The organism is Dyella telluris, assembly GCF_014297575.1.
Taxonomy (GTDB): domain Bacteria; phylum Pseudomonadota; class Gammaproteobacteria; order Xanthomonadales; family Rhodanobacteraceae; genus Dyella; species Dyella telluris.
In genome coordinates this window covers 3,208,040-3,227,956 of sequence record NZ_CP060412.1, presented here as the reverse complement: position 1 = coordinate 3,227,956, position 19,917 = coordinate 3,208,040, and the positions used below count along the sequence as shown (strand labels likewise).

The 19,917-nt window shown below is 65.3% G+C and carries 11 protein-coding genes; 5 read left to right on the top strand and 6 right to left on the bottom strand.

Annotated features, from left to right (window positions below; all coding sequences use genetic code 11):
- Nucleotides 1-40: 40 nt before the first annotated feature.
- On the bottom strand, nt 41-4,159 hold the full coding sequence (hrpA, locus tag H8F01_RS14100; protein WP_187055722.1) for an ATP-dependent RNA helicase HrpA: 4,119 nt from the start codon (nt 4,157-4,159) through the stop codon (nt 41-43).
- Between the two features lie 186 nt (nt 4,160-4,345).
- Here hrpA and H8F01_RS14095 point away from each other — a divergent pair, with 186 nt between their 5' ends.
- The 5 genes from H8F01_RS14095 (at nt 4,346) to H8F01_RS14075 (ending at nt 15,611) form a co-directional block, all read left to right on the top strand.
- The gene (locus tag H8F01_RS14095) at nt 4,346-4,813 is read left to right on the top strand and encodes a Dps family protein (protein ID WP_187055721.1); all 468 of its coding nucleotides are present in this window, start codon (nt 4,346-4,348) and stop codon (nt 4,811-4,813) included.
- Between the two features lie 329 nt (nt 4,814-5,142).
- Nucleotides 5,143-7,701, top strand: coding sequence for a glycosyltransferase (locus tag H8F01_RS14090; RefSeq protein WP_238481258.1), 2,559 nt, complete (start codon nt 5,143-5,145; stop codon nt 7,699-7,701).
- A 118-nt stretch (nt 7,702-7,819) separates the two neighbouring features.
- A complete protein-coding gene (locus H8F01_RS14085; RefSeq protein WP_187055720.1) occupies nt 7,820-9,580 on the top strand; it encodes an autotransporter assembly complex protein TamA in 1,761 nt (586 codons plus the stop codon).
- A gap of 8 nt (nt 9,581-9,588) precedes the next feature.
- A complete protein-coding gene (locus tag H8F01_RS14080; protein ID WP_187055719.1) occupies nt 9,589-13,383 on the top strand; it encodes a translocation/assembly module TamB domain-containing protein in 3,795 nt (1,264 codons plus the stop codon).
- Between the two features lie 149 nt (nt 13,384-13,532).
- On the top strand, nt 13,533-15,611 hold the full coding sequence (locus H8F01_RS14075; RefSeq protein WP_187055718.1) for a M13 family metallopeptidase: 2,079 nt from the start codon (nt 13,533-13,535) through the stop codon (nt 15,609-15,611).
- A 120-nt stretch (nt 15,612-15,731) separates the two neighbouring features.
- On the opposite strand, the gene H8F01_RS14070 is transcribed toward H8F01_RS14075, so the two are convergent.
- The 5 genes from H8F01_RS14070 to H8F01_RS14050 form a co-directional block, all read right to left on the bottom strand.
- Nucleotides 15,732-16,184, bottom strand: a complete 453-nt coding sequence (locus H8F01_RS14070) for a GNAT family N-acetyltransferase (protein WP_238480991.1) — start codon at nt 16,182-16,184, stop codon at nt 15,732-15,734.
- 29 nt (nt 16,185-16,213) lie between these two features.
- On the bottom strand, nt 16,214-16,618 hold the full coding sequence (locus tag H8F01_RS14065) for a VOC family protein (protein ID WP_187055716.1): 405 nt from the start codon (nt 16,616-16,618) through the stop codon (nt 16,214-16,216).
- Between the two features lie 147 nt (nt 16,619-16,765).
- Nucleotides 16,766-18,118 (bottom strand): UDP-N-acetylmuramoyl-L-alanine--D-glutamate ligase, encoded by a 1,353-nt coding sequence (gene murD / locus H8F01_RS14060; protein WP_187059300.1) that lies wholly within the window; start codon nt 18,116-18,118, stop codon nt 16,766-16,768.
- A gap of 14 nt (nt 18,119-18,132) precedes the next feature.
- A complete protein-coding gene (gene murL, locus H8F01_RS14055) occupies nt 18,133-19,476 on the bottom strand; it encodes a UDP-N-acetyl-alpha-D-muramoyl-L-alanyl-L-glutamate epimerase (protein ID WP_187055715.1) in 1,344 nt (447 codons plus the stop codon).
- Between the two features lie 19 nt (nt 19,477-19,495).
- A complete protein-coding gene (locus tag H8F01_RS14050) occupies nt 19,496-19,876 on the bottom strand; it encodes an endonuclease domain-containing protein (protein ID WP_187055714.1) in 381 nt (126 codons plus the stop codon).
- Nucleotides 19,877-19,917: the final 41 nt, after the last annotated feature.

Sequence of the window (19,917 nt, the reverse complement as noted above, 5' to 3'; positions counted from 1 at the left end):
GCTTCCGGTCGCGCGCAAGCGCGCTCCCACAGAATGTCCGTCAGGAAAGACTTTCCAGCGCCCGCGTCAGACGTTTGGCCGACACCGGCTCCGGTGTCTTCAGTTCCTGTGCGAACAGCGACACGCGCCACTCTTCGATCAGCCAGCGCAGCTCATCCAGCCCTTCCGTACCGGCAGCGCGATGCTTCAGGTAATCGCGCCAGAACGGCAGCACCTGCAACAACCGTTGCTGATCTTTGGCCGGATCCTGCCGCAATCGTTCTGCACGCAGGCGCATCGCTTTCAGATAGCGCGGGTAATGCGCCAGCCGGGACGTGGGCAGTTCACGCAAGAAGCCGGACGTGAGCAGCGCATCGAGTTGCTCGCGCAGGTCGTCGTAGCTTGCCCGCGCAAAACCCATCAAGGGCGGCTGCAACCATGGCTTGAGGTCAGCCTGCGCCTCGATAATGGGCTCGGCCAGTTTCAAACGTTCCACCGCCGCGCCGAACAGTTCGCGTGCCGCCTTGGCATGCAATGCCTCGAACGCACCGGCCGTGCGCACATCCAGCGCATACCGCGCCAGCAGATCCTGGAAGCCGCCTTCCACCAGATCCTCGCGCAGGCCATCCACGCCACCCAGCGGCGCGTATTTCAGGGCCAGCGGATTGCCAACCGGCAAGCGGCGGCGAGCCTGCTTCATGTCGCTGGCCAGCGCGTTGCGCAACAGGCGGACCACGCCCTGCTCGTGCGCCTCACGCGCTTCGTCGCTGCGCTCGAACACACGCAGCGCCACCGCATCGCCGAGGTCGACCAGCGCAGGGAATGCGAGCAGGCCACCGCTTGAACGCACCTGTGCGGGAATCTCCTCGAAGTCCCAGCTGGCCACGTTCTCGCGAGTCAGCTCGATGTCGGTCTTGCGCGAAAACGCCTCGCGCGCCTGTCCTTCCCATTGCGCGCGGATAGCGGCCAGATCGCGGCCGGTGGCCAGCGTCTTGCCGTTCTCGTCGTGCAGGCGAAAGCGCATGCGGAAGTGCGCAGGCAATTCGACGGCATCGAACTCGGTGGCCGACACATCCACGCCGGTGGCGCGCTTGAGGAAAGCGGCCAGCGCCTTCGTCAGCGACTCGTCGCGCGGTGCCTCGGCCTCGACGAAAGCCCGTGCGAAATCCGGCGCGGGCACGAAGTTGCGACGCAGCGCCTTGGGCAAACCACGGATCAGCTCCGCCACCTTCTCCGCCAGCAAGCCCGGCACCAGCCATTCGCAGCGCGCCGATGGCAGCGCATTGAGCATGGCGAGCGGCAGATGCAGGGTGACACCGTCGGCGTCATCGCCAGGCACAAAGCGGTATTCGAGTCGGTATTTCTGGGGCTGAACGTCAAGCGACGCCGGGAAGGCCTTCGGATCCAGCCCTGCGCCGCCGCTCATCACATCGTCCAGCGACCAGCGCAGCGCCGCCTGTTCGGCGGGACGCGCCTTGCGATACCACGCATCGAGCGCGCGGCTGTCCGCAATGTCCTGTGGCAGCTTGCCTTCGAAGAAGCCGACCAACTCGTCTTCACTGCGCAGCAGGCCTTCGCGACGCTGCTTGGCCTCGATGCCGCGCGCGTCTTCCAGCACGCGCTGGTTGGCGCGCACGAAATCGGCGCGGGCATCGATGTCGCCGCGTGCGAGTGCCTCGCGCAGGAAGATCTCGTGCGCGAGTGCCGGATCCTGCTTCTGGAACGTGACAGGCCGGCGTTCCACCAGCGTGAGGCCGAACAGGCTCACCTGCTCGTAAGCGACCACGTGGCCGCGCTTGCGCGACCAGTGTGCATCGCGACAGGACGAACGCAGCAAGTGCGCGGCCTGCTGCTCTATCCACACCGGCTCCACGCGGGCGCACATCATGCCCCACACGCGCCCGCCGACATCGAGGATCTGCGCGGCGAACACCCAGTTGGGCGGCACCTTCGACAGCGACGAACCCGGGAACACCTGGAAGCGGCGCTCGCGCGTGCTGCGGTAGACGCCCTTCTCGTCCTTGTGGCCAACCTGCGTCGGCAGGCCGGTGAGCAGGCTGCGATGGATGGCTTCGTACTGGCGTGCAGCTTCGTCGTCCTTGTTGGCGCCAGGCGTGCTCGTGCTCCCTCTCCCCTCGGGGGCACGCGGAGAGGGGCCATGGATGGCCCCGTCTTTGGGGAGCGAGGAGAGGGCTGGGGTGAGGGGCGGGTGCTCGCGATCACCGCTCCCACTGCGCTTTTTCTGCGCAACAACCGCCTTCGCCGTTACAGCCCGACGCGAGGTTGCCCTCTCTCCCGCAAGGGGAGAGGGAGCAGGCGTGGCCGCATCGAGTTTCCAACCCAGCTCCTGTATCACCAACAGCAACTGGCGATGCAATTCGCGCCACTCACGCATGCGCATGAAGCTCAGGAAGTGACGCGAGCACCAGTCGCGCAGCTTCGACTGCGTCAGGTCTTCGTGCGCCTTGCCGTAGTCACGCCACAGGTTGAGCACGCCGACGAAATCGGACTTGGGATCGGCAAACGCCGCGTGCGCCGCGTCAGCCTGCTGTCGCGCGTCCGCCGGACGTTCGCGCGGATCCTGGATGCTCAGGAACGACACGATGGCCAGCAGCTCGCGCAGGCTGTGCAGCTGCTGCGCCTCCACCAGCATGCGCGCCAGCTGTACGTCGATGGGCAGGCGCGCGACGGTGCGACCGATCGGCGTCAGGCGCCGCGCATCGTCAATCGCGGAGATTTCGGCGAGACGGCGATAACCATCAGCCACCACGCGCGGATCGGGTGCTTCGAGGAACGGGAACTCATCCACCTCGCCCAGCTGCAGCGAAAGCATGCGCAGGATGACGTTGGCCAGCGACGAGCGCAGCAGTTCCGGGTCGGTATAGGCGGCACGGCTTTCGTAATCGGCCTCGTCATACAGGCGATAACAGGTGCCCGGGCCCACGCGGCCGCAGCGGCCCTTGCGCTGGTCCGCGGCAGCCTTCGAGACCGGCTCGACATGCAGGCGTTCCAGCTGGCTGCGCTGGCTGTAGCGCTTGACGCGCGCCTGGCCCGAGTCGATCACGTAGCGGATGCGTGGCACGGTGAGCGAGGTTTCCGCCACGTTGGTGGCAAGCACCACGCGCCGCTTGGTGCCCGGCTTGAACACGCGATCCTGGTCACCGGCCGAGAGGCGCGCGTACAGCGGCAGCACTTCGGTTTCGCGGTACTGGCGGCGCGACAGCAGCAGGTGTGCATCGCGGATTTCACGCTCGCCCGGCAGGAAGATCAGCACGTCGCCGCGTGGGTCGTCGTGGGTGATTTCATCCAGCACGGCCGCCACATGGTCCGCACCGCCCTGCTGCAGGTCACCCGCACGCTGGCCGCGCCGTGCGGCCACTTCGTCCACGGAACGCCAGCGCACTTCCACCGGATACGTGCGCCCCTCCACCGACACGATGGGCGCGCCATCGAAATGTTCGGCGAATCGCTCCGTATCGATGGTGGCCGACGTCACGATGATCTTCAGCGATGGACGCTTCACCGCCAGGCGCTTGAGATAGCCCAGCAGGAAGTCGATGTTGAGGCTGCGCTCGTGCGCCTCGTCGATGATGATGGTGTCGTAGGCGCTCAACCACGGATCGCCCTGCGTCTCGGCCAGCAGGATGCCGTCGGTCATGAACTTGACCAGCGTGCGATCGGAGACCTGATCGTTGAAGCGCACCTGGAAACCCACCTGGTCGCCCAGCGGCGTGGCCAGTTCTTCCGCCACGCGGCGCGCGACGGAACGCGCGGCCAGCCGGCGCGGCTGGGTACAGCCGATCATGCCCGCTTCGCCACGGCCGGCGGCCAGGCACAGCTTGGGCAGCTGGGTGGTTTTGCCCGAACCGGTCTCGCCGGCGATCACTACGACCTGGTGCTTGCGGATCAGCTCGACGATCTCGTCGGCCCGTGCCGTGATGGGCAGCGATTCATCCAGCCGGATAGCTGGTTTCGCTGCCGCGCGCGCCTTGCGCCGCGCCGTGGAGGCATCGACATCGGCAAGCAGCGCGGTCAGCTTCTTCTCGTCAAAGCGGCGCGACAGTTCGCGCCACCGGCCAAGCAGGCGGCCGTAATCGCGGCTGGAGACGTCGTCGAGGGCCTGGCGCAACGGACGCAGTCGCGCGTCGGTGGAGGCGGCGTTGGATGCAGTCGGGGTCATCGGACCGCACATGATAGCCGGTGACAGGCGTTGCGGGCGCGGGCGCCTCCCTGCCGGCCCTGCACCCGGGCCGGCGGGCCGATAGCCACCGGCTATCGCCGGCATCGGAAGGATTCATTTCACCACGCAGGACACGCTGACTAACCTCGATGCCAGTTCCGTGCCCACGCTTCCAAGGAGCAACCCATGGCCGTTTCCATCGGCATCGCCAGCAGCGACCGCGAACAGATCGGCGAGCACCTGTCCCGGCTGCTCGCGGATACGTACTCGCTGTACCTGAAGACCCACAGCTTCCACTGGAACATCACCGGGCCGCACTTCAACAGCCTGCACACCATGTTCGAGACCCAGTACAACGAACTGTGGCTGGCCGCCGACGAGGTAGCCGAGCGCATCCGCGCGCTGGACGTGTTTGCGCCGGGCTCCTACAGCCAGTTCGGCCAGCTCACCGCCATCCGGGAAGAGCCGGGCGTCCCCGACTGGAAGGACATGGTGGGCCAGCTGGTGGAAGGCCACGAGATGGCCGCCCACACCGCCCGCCAGGTCATCCGGATCGCCGACGGTGCGGGTGACGAGGGTACCGTGGACATGGTCACCGGCCGCCTGAAGGAGCATGAGAAGACCGCCTGGATGCTGCGCTCGCTGCTCAAATAATCACCAGCCGCGCCCCGCCCCCAGTACCACATGGCGGCCCTGCGCCGTCTTCGAGGGGAGCCGGGCGGGCGCGTTGGGGCGGCTGTCGTCATCACGGCAAATGAACAACTTCACTGTTCCGCCCTGTAGTCAGCGCAAGGCCTGACCTCGCGCTGACCACCTGCCACCTGCTTTATTGAGCGAAATGCGCTCCATGGTTAAGCTCAGCGGGCTTTTCGGCCTCGTGTGAGGCAGCCACGGGGATCGTTTTGAGCACCACATTCACCACCAAGCCGGACAGCCGGCACCCGCTGCTCGTTGCCGTCCTGCTCGCCCTGATCGTGGCGGCCATGAACATTGGCCTCTGGTGGTGGAGCAATCTGCCCAATGGCCCGGAAGACTGGAAAGGCCCCATCGGCGGCTTCGCCCTGTCTGCCTTCCAGCGCTACCAGAACCCGCTGAAGAACGATTTCCCCTCCGACGACGAGATCGACGGCGACCTGAAGCTGCTCAGGCACTACACGTCGCGCATCCGTACTTATTCGACGCTGCAGAACCCTCAGGTCTACCGCCTCGCCGAGAAGAACGGCCTGGAAGTGATGGCCGGTGCGTGGATCGACCGTCGACTGGACAACAACGAGAAGGAAATCGAGACGCTGATCGCGCAGGCGCGTCGTTACCCCAACTCGATCAACCGCGTGGTGGTGGGCAACGAAGTGCTGTTCCGCAACGATATTCCGCCGGAACAGTTGATGGCCTACGCCGACCGCGTTCGCGCGGCGATTCACCAGCCGGTGACCATCGCCGAGCCCTGGCATATCTGGGCCAAGTATCCCGAGCTGGCCGAGCACGTCGACTTCATCACGGTGCATCTGTTCCCCTACTGGAACGGTATTGCCGCCGTCAGCAACAGCAACACCAGCACCGACCCGCTGGCGCGCTTCCCGGCCGTGCGCGATGCCCTGGAAAGCTACGAGGCACTTCGTCGCCTCTATCCGAACAAGCCCATCGTGATCGGAGAAATCGGCTGGCCATCCAATGGCGACCGCTACATGTACGCCGATCCGTCGGTCTCCAACGAGGCGATCTTCCTTCGCACCTGGTTCAACGAAGCCAAGAAACGCAACATCGACTACTACGTGATGGAAGCGTTCGACCAGCCGTGGAAGGAAGCGCTGTCAGGCCGCACCGAAGCGTACTGGGGCATGTTCAACGCTGATCGCCAGTTGAAGTTCCCGTTCACCGGCCCGGTGACCGAGGACGTCAAATGGCCGTGGAAGGCACTGGCCGCGAGCCTGCTCGCGCTGCTGCCGATGATCTGGTTCGCCAGCCGCTACAGCCGCTTCAAGCTGATGGGCCGCTTCTTCTTCTGCGCCCTGATCCAGCTGGCCTGTGGCCTGGTGGTGTGGTCGGCCACCTTGCCCTTCAACTACTACCTGAGCTGGGTCGACTGGACGATGCTGGTGCTGCTGTTCCCGGCACAGATCGCCATTCTCGCCATCCTGCTGATCAACGGCTTCGAGTTCACCGAAGTGCTGTGGCGTCGCAGCTGGGTGCGCCACGCGGGCCTGCGCAAGCCCGATCCGGTGGAGAAGCAGCCGTTCGTGTCGATCCACCTGGCCTGCTACAACGAGCCGCCGGAGATGGTGTTCATCACGCTCGACTCGCTGGCCGCGCTCCAGTACGAAAACTTCGAAGTCCTGGTGATCGACAACAACACCAAGGATCCGGCCATCTGGCAGCCGGTGCAGGAATACTGCGAGAAGCTGGGCAGCAAGTTCCGCTTCTTCCACCTGGAACCGTGGCCCGGCTTCAAGGCGGGTGCACTGAACTTCGGCCTGAAGGAAACCGACCCGCGCGCCGACGTGGTGGCGGTGATCGACGCCGACTATGTGGTGCGCGAGGACTGGCTGTCCTCCCTCACCGGTTACTTCCACGACCCGAAGGTGGCCGTGGTGCAGTGCCCGCAGGCGCATCGCGACTTCGAGCACAACCGCTTCCGCCGCATGACCGCGTGGGAGTACGACGGCTTCTTCCGCATCGGCATGCACCATCGCAACGAGCGCAACGCCATCATCCAGCACGGCACCATGACCATGGTGCGGCGCTCGGCGCTGGAAGGCACGGGCGGCTGGTCCGAGTGGACCATCTGCGAAGACGCCGAGCTCGGCCTGCGCCTGATGCACGCCGGTTACGAGCTGGTCTATGTCGATGAACTGATGGGCGTGGGCCTGACCCCGGCCGACTTCAAGGCATACAAGAGCCAGCGTTATCGCTGGGCCTTTGGCGCCATGCAGATCCTCAAGGGCCGCTGGGACTGGATGACCCGCAAGGGGCCGCTCAGCGGCGGCCAGCGCTTCCACTTCCTCACCGGCTGGTTCAGCTGGTTCGCCGATGCGCTGCACCTGATCTTCACCATGATGGCGATCTTCTGGACCGCGGGCATGGTGGCCTTCCCGTCGGTGTTCAACCTGCCGATGCAGCTGTTCCTGATCCCGGTGATCGGCTTCTTCTTCGCCAAGGCCATCTTCGGCATCGTGCTGTATCGCGCCCGTGTTCCCTGCGGCTGGTACGACACGCTGATGGCATCGCTGGCCAGCATGAGCCTGTCGCACGCCATTGCACGCGGCATCCTGCACGGCCTCACGCGCGAGAAGACTTCGTTCGTGGTCACGGCCAAGAGCCGGCGCCTGGGTGGCAGCAATTTCGCCGCGTTCGCTCCGGTGCGCGAGGAGCTGCTCATGGCGATCGCACTGGTGTGCTGCATCATCGGCATGGGCCTGCGCTTCGGCACGTACTACGTGGAAGGCACGCTGTGGATGTTCATCCTTGGCGCCCAGTCCATTCCCTACGTGTCCGCCGTGGTCGGCGCATGGATCGCACACCGGGCCGGCGACAAAGCGGGCTGAAAAACCAGACGATTTCCACGCCGCATTCATCAGTTCGCGGCAACTGATCGGCTAAGCTTGGGTTGCGCGTGCTCACTGCACGCGCACGCCGCCTTTTCCAGGATGGAACCCAGGACGCATGCGCCGACTCCGACGCCTCATGCTGTTGCCGTTGCTGCTGGCCCCGTGGCTGGCGCATGCAGGCGTGCAGCTGGTGGTGGATGGCGTGGACGATCCGCTCAAGCTCGCCGTGAGCTCGGGCGTGGACCTGTCGCAGTACGCCAATCGCGACGTGACCGAGGCGCAGGTGCGTCGCCTCTACGAGCAGTCGCTGGACCAGGCCAAAACCTCGCTGGAACCCTACGGCTACTACGAAGCCAAGGTGCAGGGCCAGCTCGACCCCGTGGGCGAGAACTGGCGCGTCACGCTGCATGTCACGCCAGGCGCGCCGGTGACGGTCAATGCCGTGGACATCAAGCTCGATGAAGCGGCCGCGAAAATCGGCGCCATCCGTCGGGCCCGGCGCGCCATCGAAAACCTCAAGGGCCAGACGCTCGATCACGGCGCTTACGACTCGGCGCGCGACGCACTCAGCGGTGCACTCACCGCCAATGGCTTCCTCGACGCCAGGCTGGTCACGCATCGCGTCGATGTGAATCGCGGCGAGCGCAGCGCGGCGATCCATCTCGCCTGGGATGCTGGCCCCCGCTACAAGTTCGGCGACGTGCATTTCGACGGCTCGCAATTCAAGGACGGCTTCCTCGACCGCTACGTGCCGTTCAAGTCGGGCGACTATTTCGCCCAGGACAAACTGCTGCAACTCCAGCAGGCACTGAACGGCGCTGATTATTTCTCGGTCGTCAACGTGCTGCCCGATGTCGACGAGAAGAAGAACGGCGTGGTCGACGTGAAAGTGGAGCTTGCGCCGGCCAAGCGCACCATCTACACCGGCGGCCCGTTCATCGGCACCGACACCGGTGTGGGCGTGCGCGGCAGCATGGAGCGACGCTGGGTGAACCGCAGCGGCCACAAGTGGAAGAACGAGATCATCCTCGCCCAGAAGCTCAAGACCGTGGCCACGCTGTACACCGTGCCGATGCCCGGCCCCAACCAGCGCAGCTTCAATTACGGCGCCACGTACCGCGACTCCAACACCGATACATCGCATTCCAAGACGCTGGAACTGGTAGCCAACGAAACACGCGAGTGGCACGGCTGGGTGCGCACCATCGGCTTGCATGCGCTGGATGGCACCTTCACTGTTGGCCAGAAGCCCGGCGAATCGGACAACGTGCCGGGGCTTGAGCACGGCCGCAGCAACCTGCTCTATCCCGAGGCCACGCTGTCACGCAAATCCGGCGACAACCCCATCTTCGTGCGCAGCGGCTGGTCGCTGGTATTCACCGCACGCAGCACGGTGGGTTCGCTGCTGTCCGATGCCAGCTTCAGCCAGGTCACCGCGGACGGCAAATGGATCAACTCGTTCTGGGGCAACAACCGCCTGATCCTGCGCGGTTCGGCGGGCGCCACCTGGACCAACGACTTCAGCGACCTGCCGCCACAGCTGCGCTTCTTCGCGGGTGGCGACCGGTCGGTGCGCGGCTACGGCTACCAGAGCATCGGGCCCAAGAACTCCTACGGCCGCGTGATCGGCGGCAAGAACCTGCTGGTCGGCAGCACGGAGGTGGAGCACTACTTCACCCGTCAATGGGGCATGGCGGCCTTCGTGGATGCAGGCAACGCGTTCGACGGCACCGATTACCGCCCCAAGATCGGCGCGGGCCTGGGCGTTCGCTGGCTCTCGCCGGTGGGTATGATCCGTGTGGACCTGGGCACACCGGTACACAACCCGGATGAGCACGGCGTGGAACTGCATGTCGTGATCGGTCCGGATCTGTGAGCAGCCTGATGACTGACACCGCCACCACGCCCGCACCTCGCCCACGCCGCCGCTGGCTGCGCTGGACGCTGCTGACCCTGCTCGCGCTGCTGCTGTTGCTACTCGGCTTTCTCGCATGGCTGCTGGGTACGCCTTCGGGCCTGCGCTTTGCGCTGGCACGCGCCGAGGGTTTCACCCAAGGCCAGCTCACCGTGCAGTCGGCGGACGGCCGCCTGATCGGCCCGCTCGATCTCACCGGCCTGCGCTATGCCGATGGCAAGGGGCTGGACGCGAAGATTGCCAAGGCCCACCTGGACCTGCGCGTGCCGTCCCTGCTGCGCAAGCGACTGCACGTGCTCGACCTCAACGTCGACGGCGTCGACGTGGCCCTGCCACCCAGTGAACACGACCAGCCGGAAAGCGCGAGCAGTTTCTCGCTGCTGCAGCCGCCGCTGGACATGGTGCTCGACCGCGCCCACGTGGGCACGGTGAAGATCACCCAGGCGGGAAAACCGGTATTCGCCTCCGACTCGCTGGACGTCGCCGGCAACTGGACCCGCCGTCGCGGCATCGAACTGCACCAGCTTGCGCTGCGCGCTCCCGATGGTCATGCCGATCTTAGCGGCCACGTCGTGGTCGGCAGCAAGTACCAGGGCGACAGCAAGGCCAACTTCAGCTGGACACTCAACGGCACCGAGTACGCGGGTGAACTGGCAGCACGCGGCGATGGCAAGCAGGCCCATGTCGACCTGCAGCTGACCCAGCCCACCGCCGTACGACTGCAGCTGGACATGGCGCAAAGTGGCGACTATGCCTGGAGCGGCACGCTCGACGCACCCCGTTTCGATCCCAAGCCGTTCATCGGCGAGAGTTCGCTCACCGGCCTTGCCGTGGCGCTGACCGGCAAGGGTGACCGACGCAGCGGCACCGTTACTGGCCAGCTGGGACTCAACGACTACCAGGTGCAACTGCAGCCGTTGACGGCGCGTTTCAGTGACAACCTCGATACGCTGACACTGGAGCAGCTGGGCATCGCGTCGCCGCAGTACAAGGGCAGCGTCCATGCGCATGGCGTCGTACAGCTATCCGCCAAACCACTGAGTGCCGACCTCACCGTCGAGTGGAAGGACGTGGTATTGCCCGAAGAAGTGGCCGGGCAGGCGCTGCAGAGCCACGGCAGCCTCACCGCCAGCGGCAGCGTCGAAAAGTTCCACGCCGAGAGTGCGCTCGCCATCGGCCCCGAGGGCAAGCTTGCCGACGTCACCCTCAACCTGGACGGCACGCAGAAACTCATCGACCTGCATGCGCTCACCGTCAAGCAGCCCAAGGGCGATCTGCAGGCCAAGGGTTCGCTGACCCTGCAGCCTGCACTGGGTTGGCAACTTGAAGCGGTTGCACACACCTTCGACCCGGGTCACCTGCTGGCCAAGTGGAATGGTTCGCTGGATTTCGACATCGCCTCGGAGGGTTCGCTGCCCAAGGATGGCCCCGACGTCACGCTGGAGATCCGCAAGTTCGATGGCCATCTGCGCGACCGCAACGTGCACGGCGACGGCAAGCTCCACCTGCCGCCCGAAGGCGTGGTGGACGGCAAGCTGCACCTGGTCTCCGGCGGCAGCGATGCGCAGATCGACGCGCGCCCCGGCAACACCAACGACATCGGCATCAAGCTCGCGGTTGCCTCGCTGGGCGACTGGCTGCCGGATGCCGCAGGGCGGCTGCAGGGCACCATCCAGGTGCGCGGCAAGTATCCGAAGCTTGCCGTGGATGCCAACCTGCAAGGCAATGCTCTGAGTTATGTCGGGCAGCACGTGGAGTCGCTGCGCCTGGTGGCCGATGTGCCGGACATCAGCCATCCCGGCGGCAAGCTGGACCTGCAGGCCGGTGGCGTCAACGCCGGTGGCCTCGCCTTCACGGCCGTGAACGTGCGCGGCGATGGCACGGCCGAACATCACAACCTCACGCTCAGCGCACACGGCTCGCCGCTGTCCACCGATCTCGCCCTGAGTGGTGCGCTCAAGGGCTCGACGTGGAATGGCGTACTTTCCACGCTCAACGTCGATCTCGCCGGCCTGCCACGCTGGCGCCTGCAGCAGTCGCCGTCGCTGTCGTACAACGACGGCGCACTCAACCTTGCCGAACTCTGCCTCACTGCGGGTGAGCCGCTACTCTGCGCCGCGGCGAAACAGGACAAGGCCGGCAATCTCGATGCGAGCTACCGCCTGCACAGCCTGCCCATCGCGCTGATCATGAGCGCCGTGAGCACCAGCAAGGTGCCCATGCGCGTGGAAGGCTCCCTGGATGGCAGCGGCAGCATCCGCCGCAATACAGCCGGTGCACTGACCGGCAATGCATCCATCACATCGCCCCACGGTTCGGTCGCCTACGCCGACCGTGCCGACCAGCCGCTGGTCACCTACGACAATCTCGCGCTCACCGCACAGCTGAGCCCGTCCAGCCAGCAAGTTGAGCTGCATGCCGGGCTGACCAACAGCGGGCGGCTGGATGGACTGGTCACCATCACCGGTGCGCAGCAATCGCTGGGTGGCCATGTCGGTCTGCACGTGAGCAACCTCAAGCTGCTGGAGATCTTCACCACGGAAGTGGTCAATCCCAAGGGCGCCATGAACGGCGAGTTCAACCTCGCCGGCACCGTGTCGCAACCGGCCATCAGTGGCCAGGCCAACCTCACCGATTTCTCCGCGGAAATCCCCGCGATGGGGCTCAAGCTCAACCAGGGTCGCGTGACCATCGGCACCACGGATGCGCAGCATTTCAACGTCGACGGCACGCTGAGTTCGGGCGACGGCCGCATCGCGCTGGCCGGTGCCGTGGCGCTGGGCGCGGATGCGCAGAGCACGCTGACGGTGAAGGGCAGCAACTTCCGCGCCGTGGACATTCCGGCGGCCAAGGTCGCCATCTCCCCCGACCTTGCCGTGAAGCACGACGACAAGGGCCTGAACATCACCGGCACCGTCGCACTCGACAGCGCCGACGTGAACCTCGACAAGCTGCCCGGTGCCGGCGCCACCAAGGCCTCGTCCGACGTGGTGGTCGTGGACGACAAGCAGCCGCAGGAAGCCGCCAGCCAGATGCCGATCTCCGCGACGGTCACGGTGAACCTCGGCGACAAGACGCATCTGGTCGGCATGGGCCTGGACGGTCGCCTGCGTGGCCAGCTGGTGGTCAGCGAACGGCCCGGCCGCGCCACCACCGGCCAAGGCCAGATCGATGTCAGCGGCACCTACAAGGCCTATGGCCAGAACCTGCAGATCGACCGCGGCCAGCTGCTGTTCGCGAGCACGCCGATCGACAATCCGGGCCTGAACATCCGCGCGATCCGCAAGCTCAATCCCAACGCCACCATCGACGATGGCCAACAGGTTGGCCTGAACATCGCGGGCACGGCGCAGCGCCCGGTGCTCACCGTGTTCTCGCAGCCACCGATGGAACAGTCCGACGCCCTCTCCTACCTGATCACCGGCAAGCCGTTGTCGCAGGTGAAGGGCGGCGAAGGCAACATGGTCGGCGCCGCGGCGCAGGCCCTGGGTTCGGCCACCGGCAACCTGCTGGCCAAGAGCATCGGCGCCCGCCTGGGCGTGGACGACATCGGCGTCAGCAGCAGCGATGCCCTGAATGGCGGCTCGGCGTTTACGGTGGGCAAATATCTTTCGCCACGCCTGTACATCAGTTACGGCGTGGGTCTGTTCGATCCGGGCCAGGTCATCACCCTGCGCTACCACTTCAACGCGCGCTGGAATTTCGAAGCGCAGAGCGCAACGGACTTCAACCGCGCATCGCTCAACTACCGCATCGAGCGCTGACCCATGGCCGGCAACCGGAAACCACAACCCGGCGCCGCGCAAGACCCCATCCCATCGGCGACACCGGCATGCATAGTCCAAAAGTCATGCACCCGACAGGGGCATGAGGGACTATCGTTTGGTTTTTCCCCAGATCAGGAGACCGCCCCATGCGGCAACTTCGTTGGATTCTCACGGCGGCGGCCATGACCACCACCTGCGCCATGTCGGCGACGGCCACCCAGCCCGCTCCGCACCACACCTCTGCGCGCAGCGCCAGCGGCATCGATCTGGCCGGCATCGACCATGCCGTACTGCCCGGCAATGATTTCGACAACTACGCCAACGGCAACTGGAAGAAGACCGCCGAGATCCCGGCGGACCGGTCCAGCACCGGCGTGTTCCTGGAAGTGTTCCAGAAGGCCGAGAAGCGCAATGCCGAGCTGATCCAGGCGGCGGGCAAGGCCAAGCCGGCGGCGGGCAGCAACGAGCGCAAGATCGCCGATTACTACGCCGCGTTCATGGACGAGGCCACCATCGAGAAGCGCGGCCTCGAACCGCTGCAGCCCGATCTGAAGAACATCGGCTCCATCAACAGCCAGGCCGATCTCGCCCGCGTGCTCGGCGAAGGCCTGCGTGCCGACGTGGATCCGGTGAATGCCACCAACTTCCACACCGAGCACCTGTTCGGCCTGTTCGTTTCGCACGGCCTGCAGGACGCCTCGCGCAATATTCCCTACCTGTTGCAGGGCGGCCTGGGCATGCCCACGCGCGACTATTACCTGTCCGACGACAAGGCGATGGTGGAGACGCGCGGCAAGTACCAGACCTACATTGCCGCGCTGCTCAAGCAGGCCGGCGTGGCCGATGCGGATGCGAAGGCCAAATCCATCCTCGCGCTGGAAACCAAGATCGCCAAGGCCCAGGTCGACATCGTCGACAGCCAGGACATCCACAAGGCCAACAACCCCTGGGCGATGGACGCGTTCGCCAAGAATGCACCGGGCCTGGACTGGAACGCCTACTTCAAGGCGGCCGGCCTGGACCAGCAGAAGATCGTCGACGTGTGGCAGGTGCCGGCCATCAAGGCGCTCTCCGCGCTGACCGCCAGCGAACCGCTGCAGGCGTGGAAGGACTACCTCACCTTTCACACTCTCAACGAGAACGCGTCGCTGCTGCCCAAGGCCTATGCCGACCTCAATTTCGGTTTCTACGGCCAGACGCTGTCGGGCACGCCCAAGCAGCGCGATCGCTGGAAGCGTGGCGTGGCCAGCACCAACATCGCCCTCGGCGATGCGGTGGGCCAGATCTACGTGAAGAAGTACTTCCCCGCCTCGTCCAAGCAGCAGGTCGAGCAGATGGTGAAGAACATCCTCGCCGCGTTCGACGAACGCGTGGACCGCATCGACTGGATGACGCCCGCCACGCGCCAGAAGGCCAAGGCCAAGATCGCCAGCGTCCATGTAAGCGTGGGCTACCCGGAAACCTGGCGCGACTACGGCAAGCTGGACATTCGTGCCGATGACGCACTGGGCAACCAGCAGCGCGCCACCAAGTACGAGTACGAACACCAGCTCGCCAAGCTCGGCCAGCCGGTGGATCGCGGCGAGTGGTGGATGACGCCGCAGACGGTGAACGCGGTGAACCTGCCGTTGCAGAACGCGCTGAACTTCCCCGCCGCCATCCTGGAAGCGCCGTTCTTCGACCCCAAGGCCGATGCCGCCGCCAACTACGGCTCGATCGGCGCCGTGATCGGCCACGAAATCAGCCACAGCTTCGACAACCTCGGCGCGGAATTCGATGCCCAGGGCAACCTCGCCAACTGGTGGACGCCGGAAGACCAGGCCCACTTCAAGGCGGCGGGCCAGAAGCTGGTGGAGCAGTACAACGCGTACGAAGCCCTGCCCGGCCTGCACGTGAACGGCCAGCAGACGCTGGGCGAGAACATCGCCGACGTGTCCGGCCTGACCATTGCGTACATCGCCTATCACAAGTCGCTCGATGGCAAGCCGGCACCGGTGATCGACGGCCTGACCGGCGACCAGCGCTTCTTCCTCGCCTTCGGCCAGAGCTGGCGCGAGAAGATCCGTGATGCCGCCATGCGCCAGCGCGTGATCGGCAACGAGCATTCGCCGGGCCGCTTCCGCGCACAGACTGTGCGCAACCTCGACGGCTGGTACGACGCATTCCAGCCCAAGCCGGGCGAGACGCTTTACCTCGCACCGGCGGACCGCGTGAAGATCTGGTAACACGCAAGGCCTGCGATGAAACGAAAAGCCACGCCTCTCACGGGGCGTGGCTTTTTTCATGCCTTCCGCGAACCAACCAACCCGAAGGCTTGCCGCGCGGAAAGCGAAACGGAAGTCGCTTTAATCCATCCCGAACGTACGCGTCATGAATACGCTGTACGGGTCTTGGACATAGTCCGCAAACGGCCCGCAGTACTCGAAGCCGAACCGTTCATAGAGTTGACGCGCCGGTTCGAACGCCACGGGCGATCCCGTTTCCAGGCTCAGCCGCCGGTAGCCGCGTTGCGTCGCCTCATCCAGTATGTGCTGAAGCATGAAGGCCGCCGCGCCCTTGCGCCGATGGTGCTTCGACGTACGCATGGATTTAATCTCGCCATGCGTGGCGTCCAGCTGCTTGATTGCACCGCATCCCAGCAGCTCACCGTTCTCCCATACCGTCCAGAAGGTGATCTCCGGCCGGCGAAGCCGGTCGAGATCGAGCGCGTGAATACTCTCCGGCGGCGAATGCAGTGCCATGTCGTCGAGATGTTCCTGCAGCAGCGCCGCAATCTCGACGCCGTGCAGATCGTCCATACGGATATCCATTCGTCATACCCCCTGGGTCAACGCGCCAGTGGCAACGATAACTGCCAGGACACGCCGAATCGATCGGTCAACCAGCCAAAGCGGCGACTGAAGCCGTAATCGTCCAGTGGCATGAGCACCTCGCCACCTTTTGAAAGCACACCAAAGGTGCTGTCCAGCGCATCCGCTGCTTCGAACTCCACGAAGATGGAGCTGGACGGCGTGAACGAAAACGCATGCTCGATGGGGCTGTCCGAACACATGAACTCGCTGCCGCACACGGTGAAGCGCGCTGTCTTGATGGAACCCTCGGTTCCCAGTTCGCCCTTGCCGTAGCGATCTACGCTGAGCAGGCCTGAGTCAGGAAAGGTGGCGAAGTACAAGTCGAGTGCGGCCTGTGCGTTGCCGCCCTGAAACATGAGGAATGGCGTGGCGTGGGGCATGGGGCTCTCCGTCCGCTTGAGGCATCAGTCTAAGCGATGGAGCAGTGTGTTGTAGGAGCGCACGTGCGCGCGACAACCAGGCAATGCGGTCATGGCGAAGCACTGCGGTCGCGCACAAGTGCGCTCCTACAAGGGGCATGGTGCTGATCAGCCGACGCCCAGTCCCTCGATGCCGACGATCTCGTGCACGTCGAAACCGGCCATCTCGGCGAAATGCCGACCGCGATCGGCGTAGTCGTGGAACTGGTCGAAACTGGGCGCACCCGGCGACAGCAGGATGGTGCCGCCAGCCGGCGTCAGCGTACGTGCCCGCGCCACGGCGGCAGCGAGATCGCCGGTCTCCTCCACGGCTACGCCGCCCTCGCGCAGTACCCGTGCGATGCGCGGACCATTGGCACCCTGCGCAATGATGGCGTGTGGCGCATGCGCCTTCATCTCCGCGACGAACTCGCTCCAGTCCAGCCCGCGATCATGCCCACCGACGATGACGGTCACGGCGCGCCCCTGCAGGCTGCCCAGTGCCGCCAGCGTGGCCAGCGGCGTGGTGCTGATGGAATCGTTCACCCAATGGAACCCGTCGTGCTCGCCCAGCGGTTGCAGGCGATGCGGCAAGGGACGGAACGTGGCCAGCGACGGCGCCGCCTTCAGCGCATCGAATTCCATGGCTTCCAGCGCGGCCAGCGCGGCGCATGCGTTGAGCGCATTGTGCTCACCCGGGGCGCGCAGGTTCGCGATCTCGAACACCGCCTGCGCACCGCGACAGATGGTTCCACCGGCTACGTGCCATCCCTTCGCATCGCCAAACACCAGCCGACGCGGGTGTGCCGACGTGTGATCCAGCAAGAACGGCTGCGTGGCATTCACCAGCAGCTGCTTCGACACGCCGGTCAGCTTGAGCTTGTCGTCGATATAGCGCTCGCGCGAGCCGTGCCAGTCGAGATGCTCCTCGTACAGGCTGGTGATCACGCCCAGCTCGACCGGTCCGGCCTCACCGGTCTGGAAGCTCGACAACTCGATGGCCCACAGCTCGGCCGCATCGTCGAGCAGCTCCAGCAACGGCATGCCGATGTTGCCCGCCAGCACCGTGCGCACGCCGAGGCCGCGCGCCAGATGCGCGAGAATGGCCGTAGTGGTGCTCTTGCCCTTGGTGCCGGTCACCGCAACGACACGTGCCTCCGGCTTTTCGGCAAACCACAGTGCCGTGCCCGAGGTCACACGGATGCCCGCTTCGCGGGCGGCGAGCAGTGCCGGCTTGTAGGCCGAGATGCCGGGCGACTTCACCACCACGTCGAACATGGCCAGCGCGGCGGCGTCGGGCTCTTCGCCGCGAACCACCAGTGCCGCATCGAACGCGTTTGCCGCCGTGACTTCCGCCGGGCTGCAGAAAAGCGTCAGCGGCAACGCAGGCAGACGCGCGCGAATCGCCGCGATGGCTGCCTTGCCTTCGCGCCCGAAACCCCATATCGCCACCCGCTTGCCGGCGAGATCGGCGATGCGCAAAGGCGAGGTCAGGCTCACTCGAAGAACGCCAGCGCCGGCAGCAGGCGCGCAGGAATGTGCTGTTCGCCCGAGGGCTGCAGCCACGGCTCGAGCGCCAGTTCATTCACGTCGAGCTGCGGCAGGATCTCGCTGATGAAGCGAGACACCAGGGTGTCTTCCTGCCATTCCGAGCGCTGGCTCAGGGCGTACATCGCAGCGCGTGCTTCCGCGCCCTCGCCCACGCACTCGAACGGTTTGTGGTCCTGGTATTCCAGCAACGCATCGAAACCGGGCGCGAGATTCTCGTCATCCAGCAGATTGCGCCCGAAGATCGACAGCAGGCGCGGCTTGGCCAGGAACGGTGCCAGCGCGAGGAATACGAAATGGCACTTCGGGCACTGCCCGCACCATCGGTCCGCCGGCTTGGGGCCGAGGATCTTGAAATTGCGGTTGCAGCTGGAGAACACGTCGAAATACGGCGTGAGCTTCGAGAACGCACGCGTCACCGCCAGCTCCGAGAACGGGCGCAACAGCGAGCAGTAATTCAGATCCACTGCCACGTGCTGGTGCAGCCAGTTGCTGAGCAGTTGCTCGAACGCGTAGCCCTTGCTCCACTGGTGGTTCACCTGCTGGCCTTCGTACTCCAGCGTGGCAGCCGAAGCAGAGCGCTCGTTGGCGAAGGCGATGCTGTCGAACCCGTAGAGAATCGCAGCCACGGCCAGGATGGCCGAATTCACCGCCGTAACGGGAATGTGGCCGTTCCACGCGCCAAGGCGGTTGAGTTCGAACAGGCCCGGTGCCAGCTCGCGCTGGATGTTGAGCATGGGCAGGCCGGTGCGCTCGGCGCAGGTGGCGATCAGCGGCGAATTGCCGACCCACACGGCCGTGGCGTCGCCACCGATGGACTTGATGGCCTCCACCGCCACCAGCGAATCCTTGCCGCCACCAATGGGCACCAACGTGCGGTGCGGCAGGCCCAGCGCCTTCGCTTCAGGCTCCTTCGCGCCACCACGCGGGAAGTTAATGCGGCCGCGCAGGTCCAGCCCGTTGCGATAGGCGAACTCGGCCAGACCATGCAGGTAAAGCGCATCGAGCAGGTCGGCGGTGGCGTCGTCCAGCGGGCCATCCGCCACGTCGATGCGCGGCGGCACGCCGGCCTTGTAGTAGCTGACGCCGGCAATCAGATGCAGGATTTTCAGCGCCTGCTCGAACGCGGCCTGATGGCTGGCCGGCAGCGCCGGTGCATTCGGAAAGCGCACGCGCTCGACGAGTTCTTCACCATGGTCAAAGCCGTACACCAGCTCGGCCACGCCGTCGGCGTAGCTGCAGCGCACGAAGCGGAATACCTGGGTCAGGCGGGGGTTGATGTTGGTCGTCACTCTCAAGTCTCCGTCGACGCTACTCCCTCTCCCCTTCGGGGAGAGGGTTGGGGTGAGGGGCCGGGCTGGCCAAAGCCTCCAGGATCACCTCAAGCACGCCTTCCACATTCTTCAGTACGTCATTGTTCCAGAAACGCAGGACCTTGTAGCCCAGCGCTTCCAGCTCCAACGTCCGGTATTCGTCGTAAATCAGCTGATCGCCATGTTGACCACCGTCCAGCTCCACGATCAGGCCAGCATCTGGACAGACCAAATCGACGATATAGCGGCCGATCTGGTGCTGGCGACGGAACTTCCAGCCCTGGAGTCGGCGGCCGCGCAGGTGGTACCACAGCCATTGTTCCGCGTCTGTTTGACCTGCGCGCAGCTGGCGAGAGCGATCTACATGCAAGCGTCTCATCCTGAGCGTCCTTGATTGATACGTTCGGGCGAGCACCCGCC

Excerpts from the sequence above, each read along its gene's own strand:
- H8F01_RS14080 (WP_187055719.1), top strand. The coding sequence starts at position 9,589 with ATGACTGACACCGCCACCACGCCCGCACCTCGCCCACGCCGCCGCTGG.
- H8F01_RS14050 (WP_187055714.1), bottom strand. The coding sequence starts at position 19,876 with ATGAGACGCTTGCATGTAGATCGCTCTCGCCAGCTGCGCGCAGGTCAA.
- H8F01_RS14065 (WP_187055716.1), bottom strand. The coding sequence starts at position 16,618 with ATGCCCCACGCCACGCCATTCCTCATGTTTCAGGGCGGCAACGCACAG.
- H8F01_RS14095 (WP_187055721.1), top strand. The coding sequence starts at position 4,346 with ATGGCCGTTTCCATCGGCATCGCCAGCAGCGACCGCGAACAGATCGGC.
- H8F01_RS14070 (WP_238480991.1), bottom strand. The coding sequence starts at position 16,184 with ATGGACGATCTGCACGGCGTCGAGATTGCGGCGCTGCTGCAGGAACAT.
- H8F01_RS14075 (WP_187055718.1), top strand. The coding sequence starts at position 13,533 with ATGCGGCAACTTCGTTGGATTCTCACGGCGGCGGCCATGACCACCACC.
- H8F01_RS14090 (WP_238481258.1), top strand. The coding sequence starts at position 5,143 with ATGAACATTGGCCTCTGGTGGTGGAGCAATCTGCCCAATGGCCCGGAA.
- H8F01_RS14085 (WP_187055720.1), top strand. The coding sequence starts at position 7,820 with ATGCGCCGACTCCGACGCCTCATGCTGTTGCCGTTGCTGCTGGCCCCG.
- hrpA (WP_187055722.1), bottom strand. The coding sequence starts at position 4,159 with ATGACCCCGACTGCATCCAACGCCGCCTCCACCGACGCGCGACTGCGT.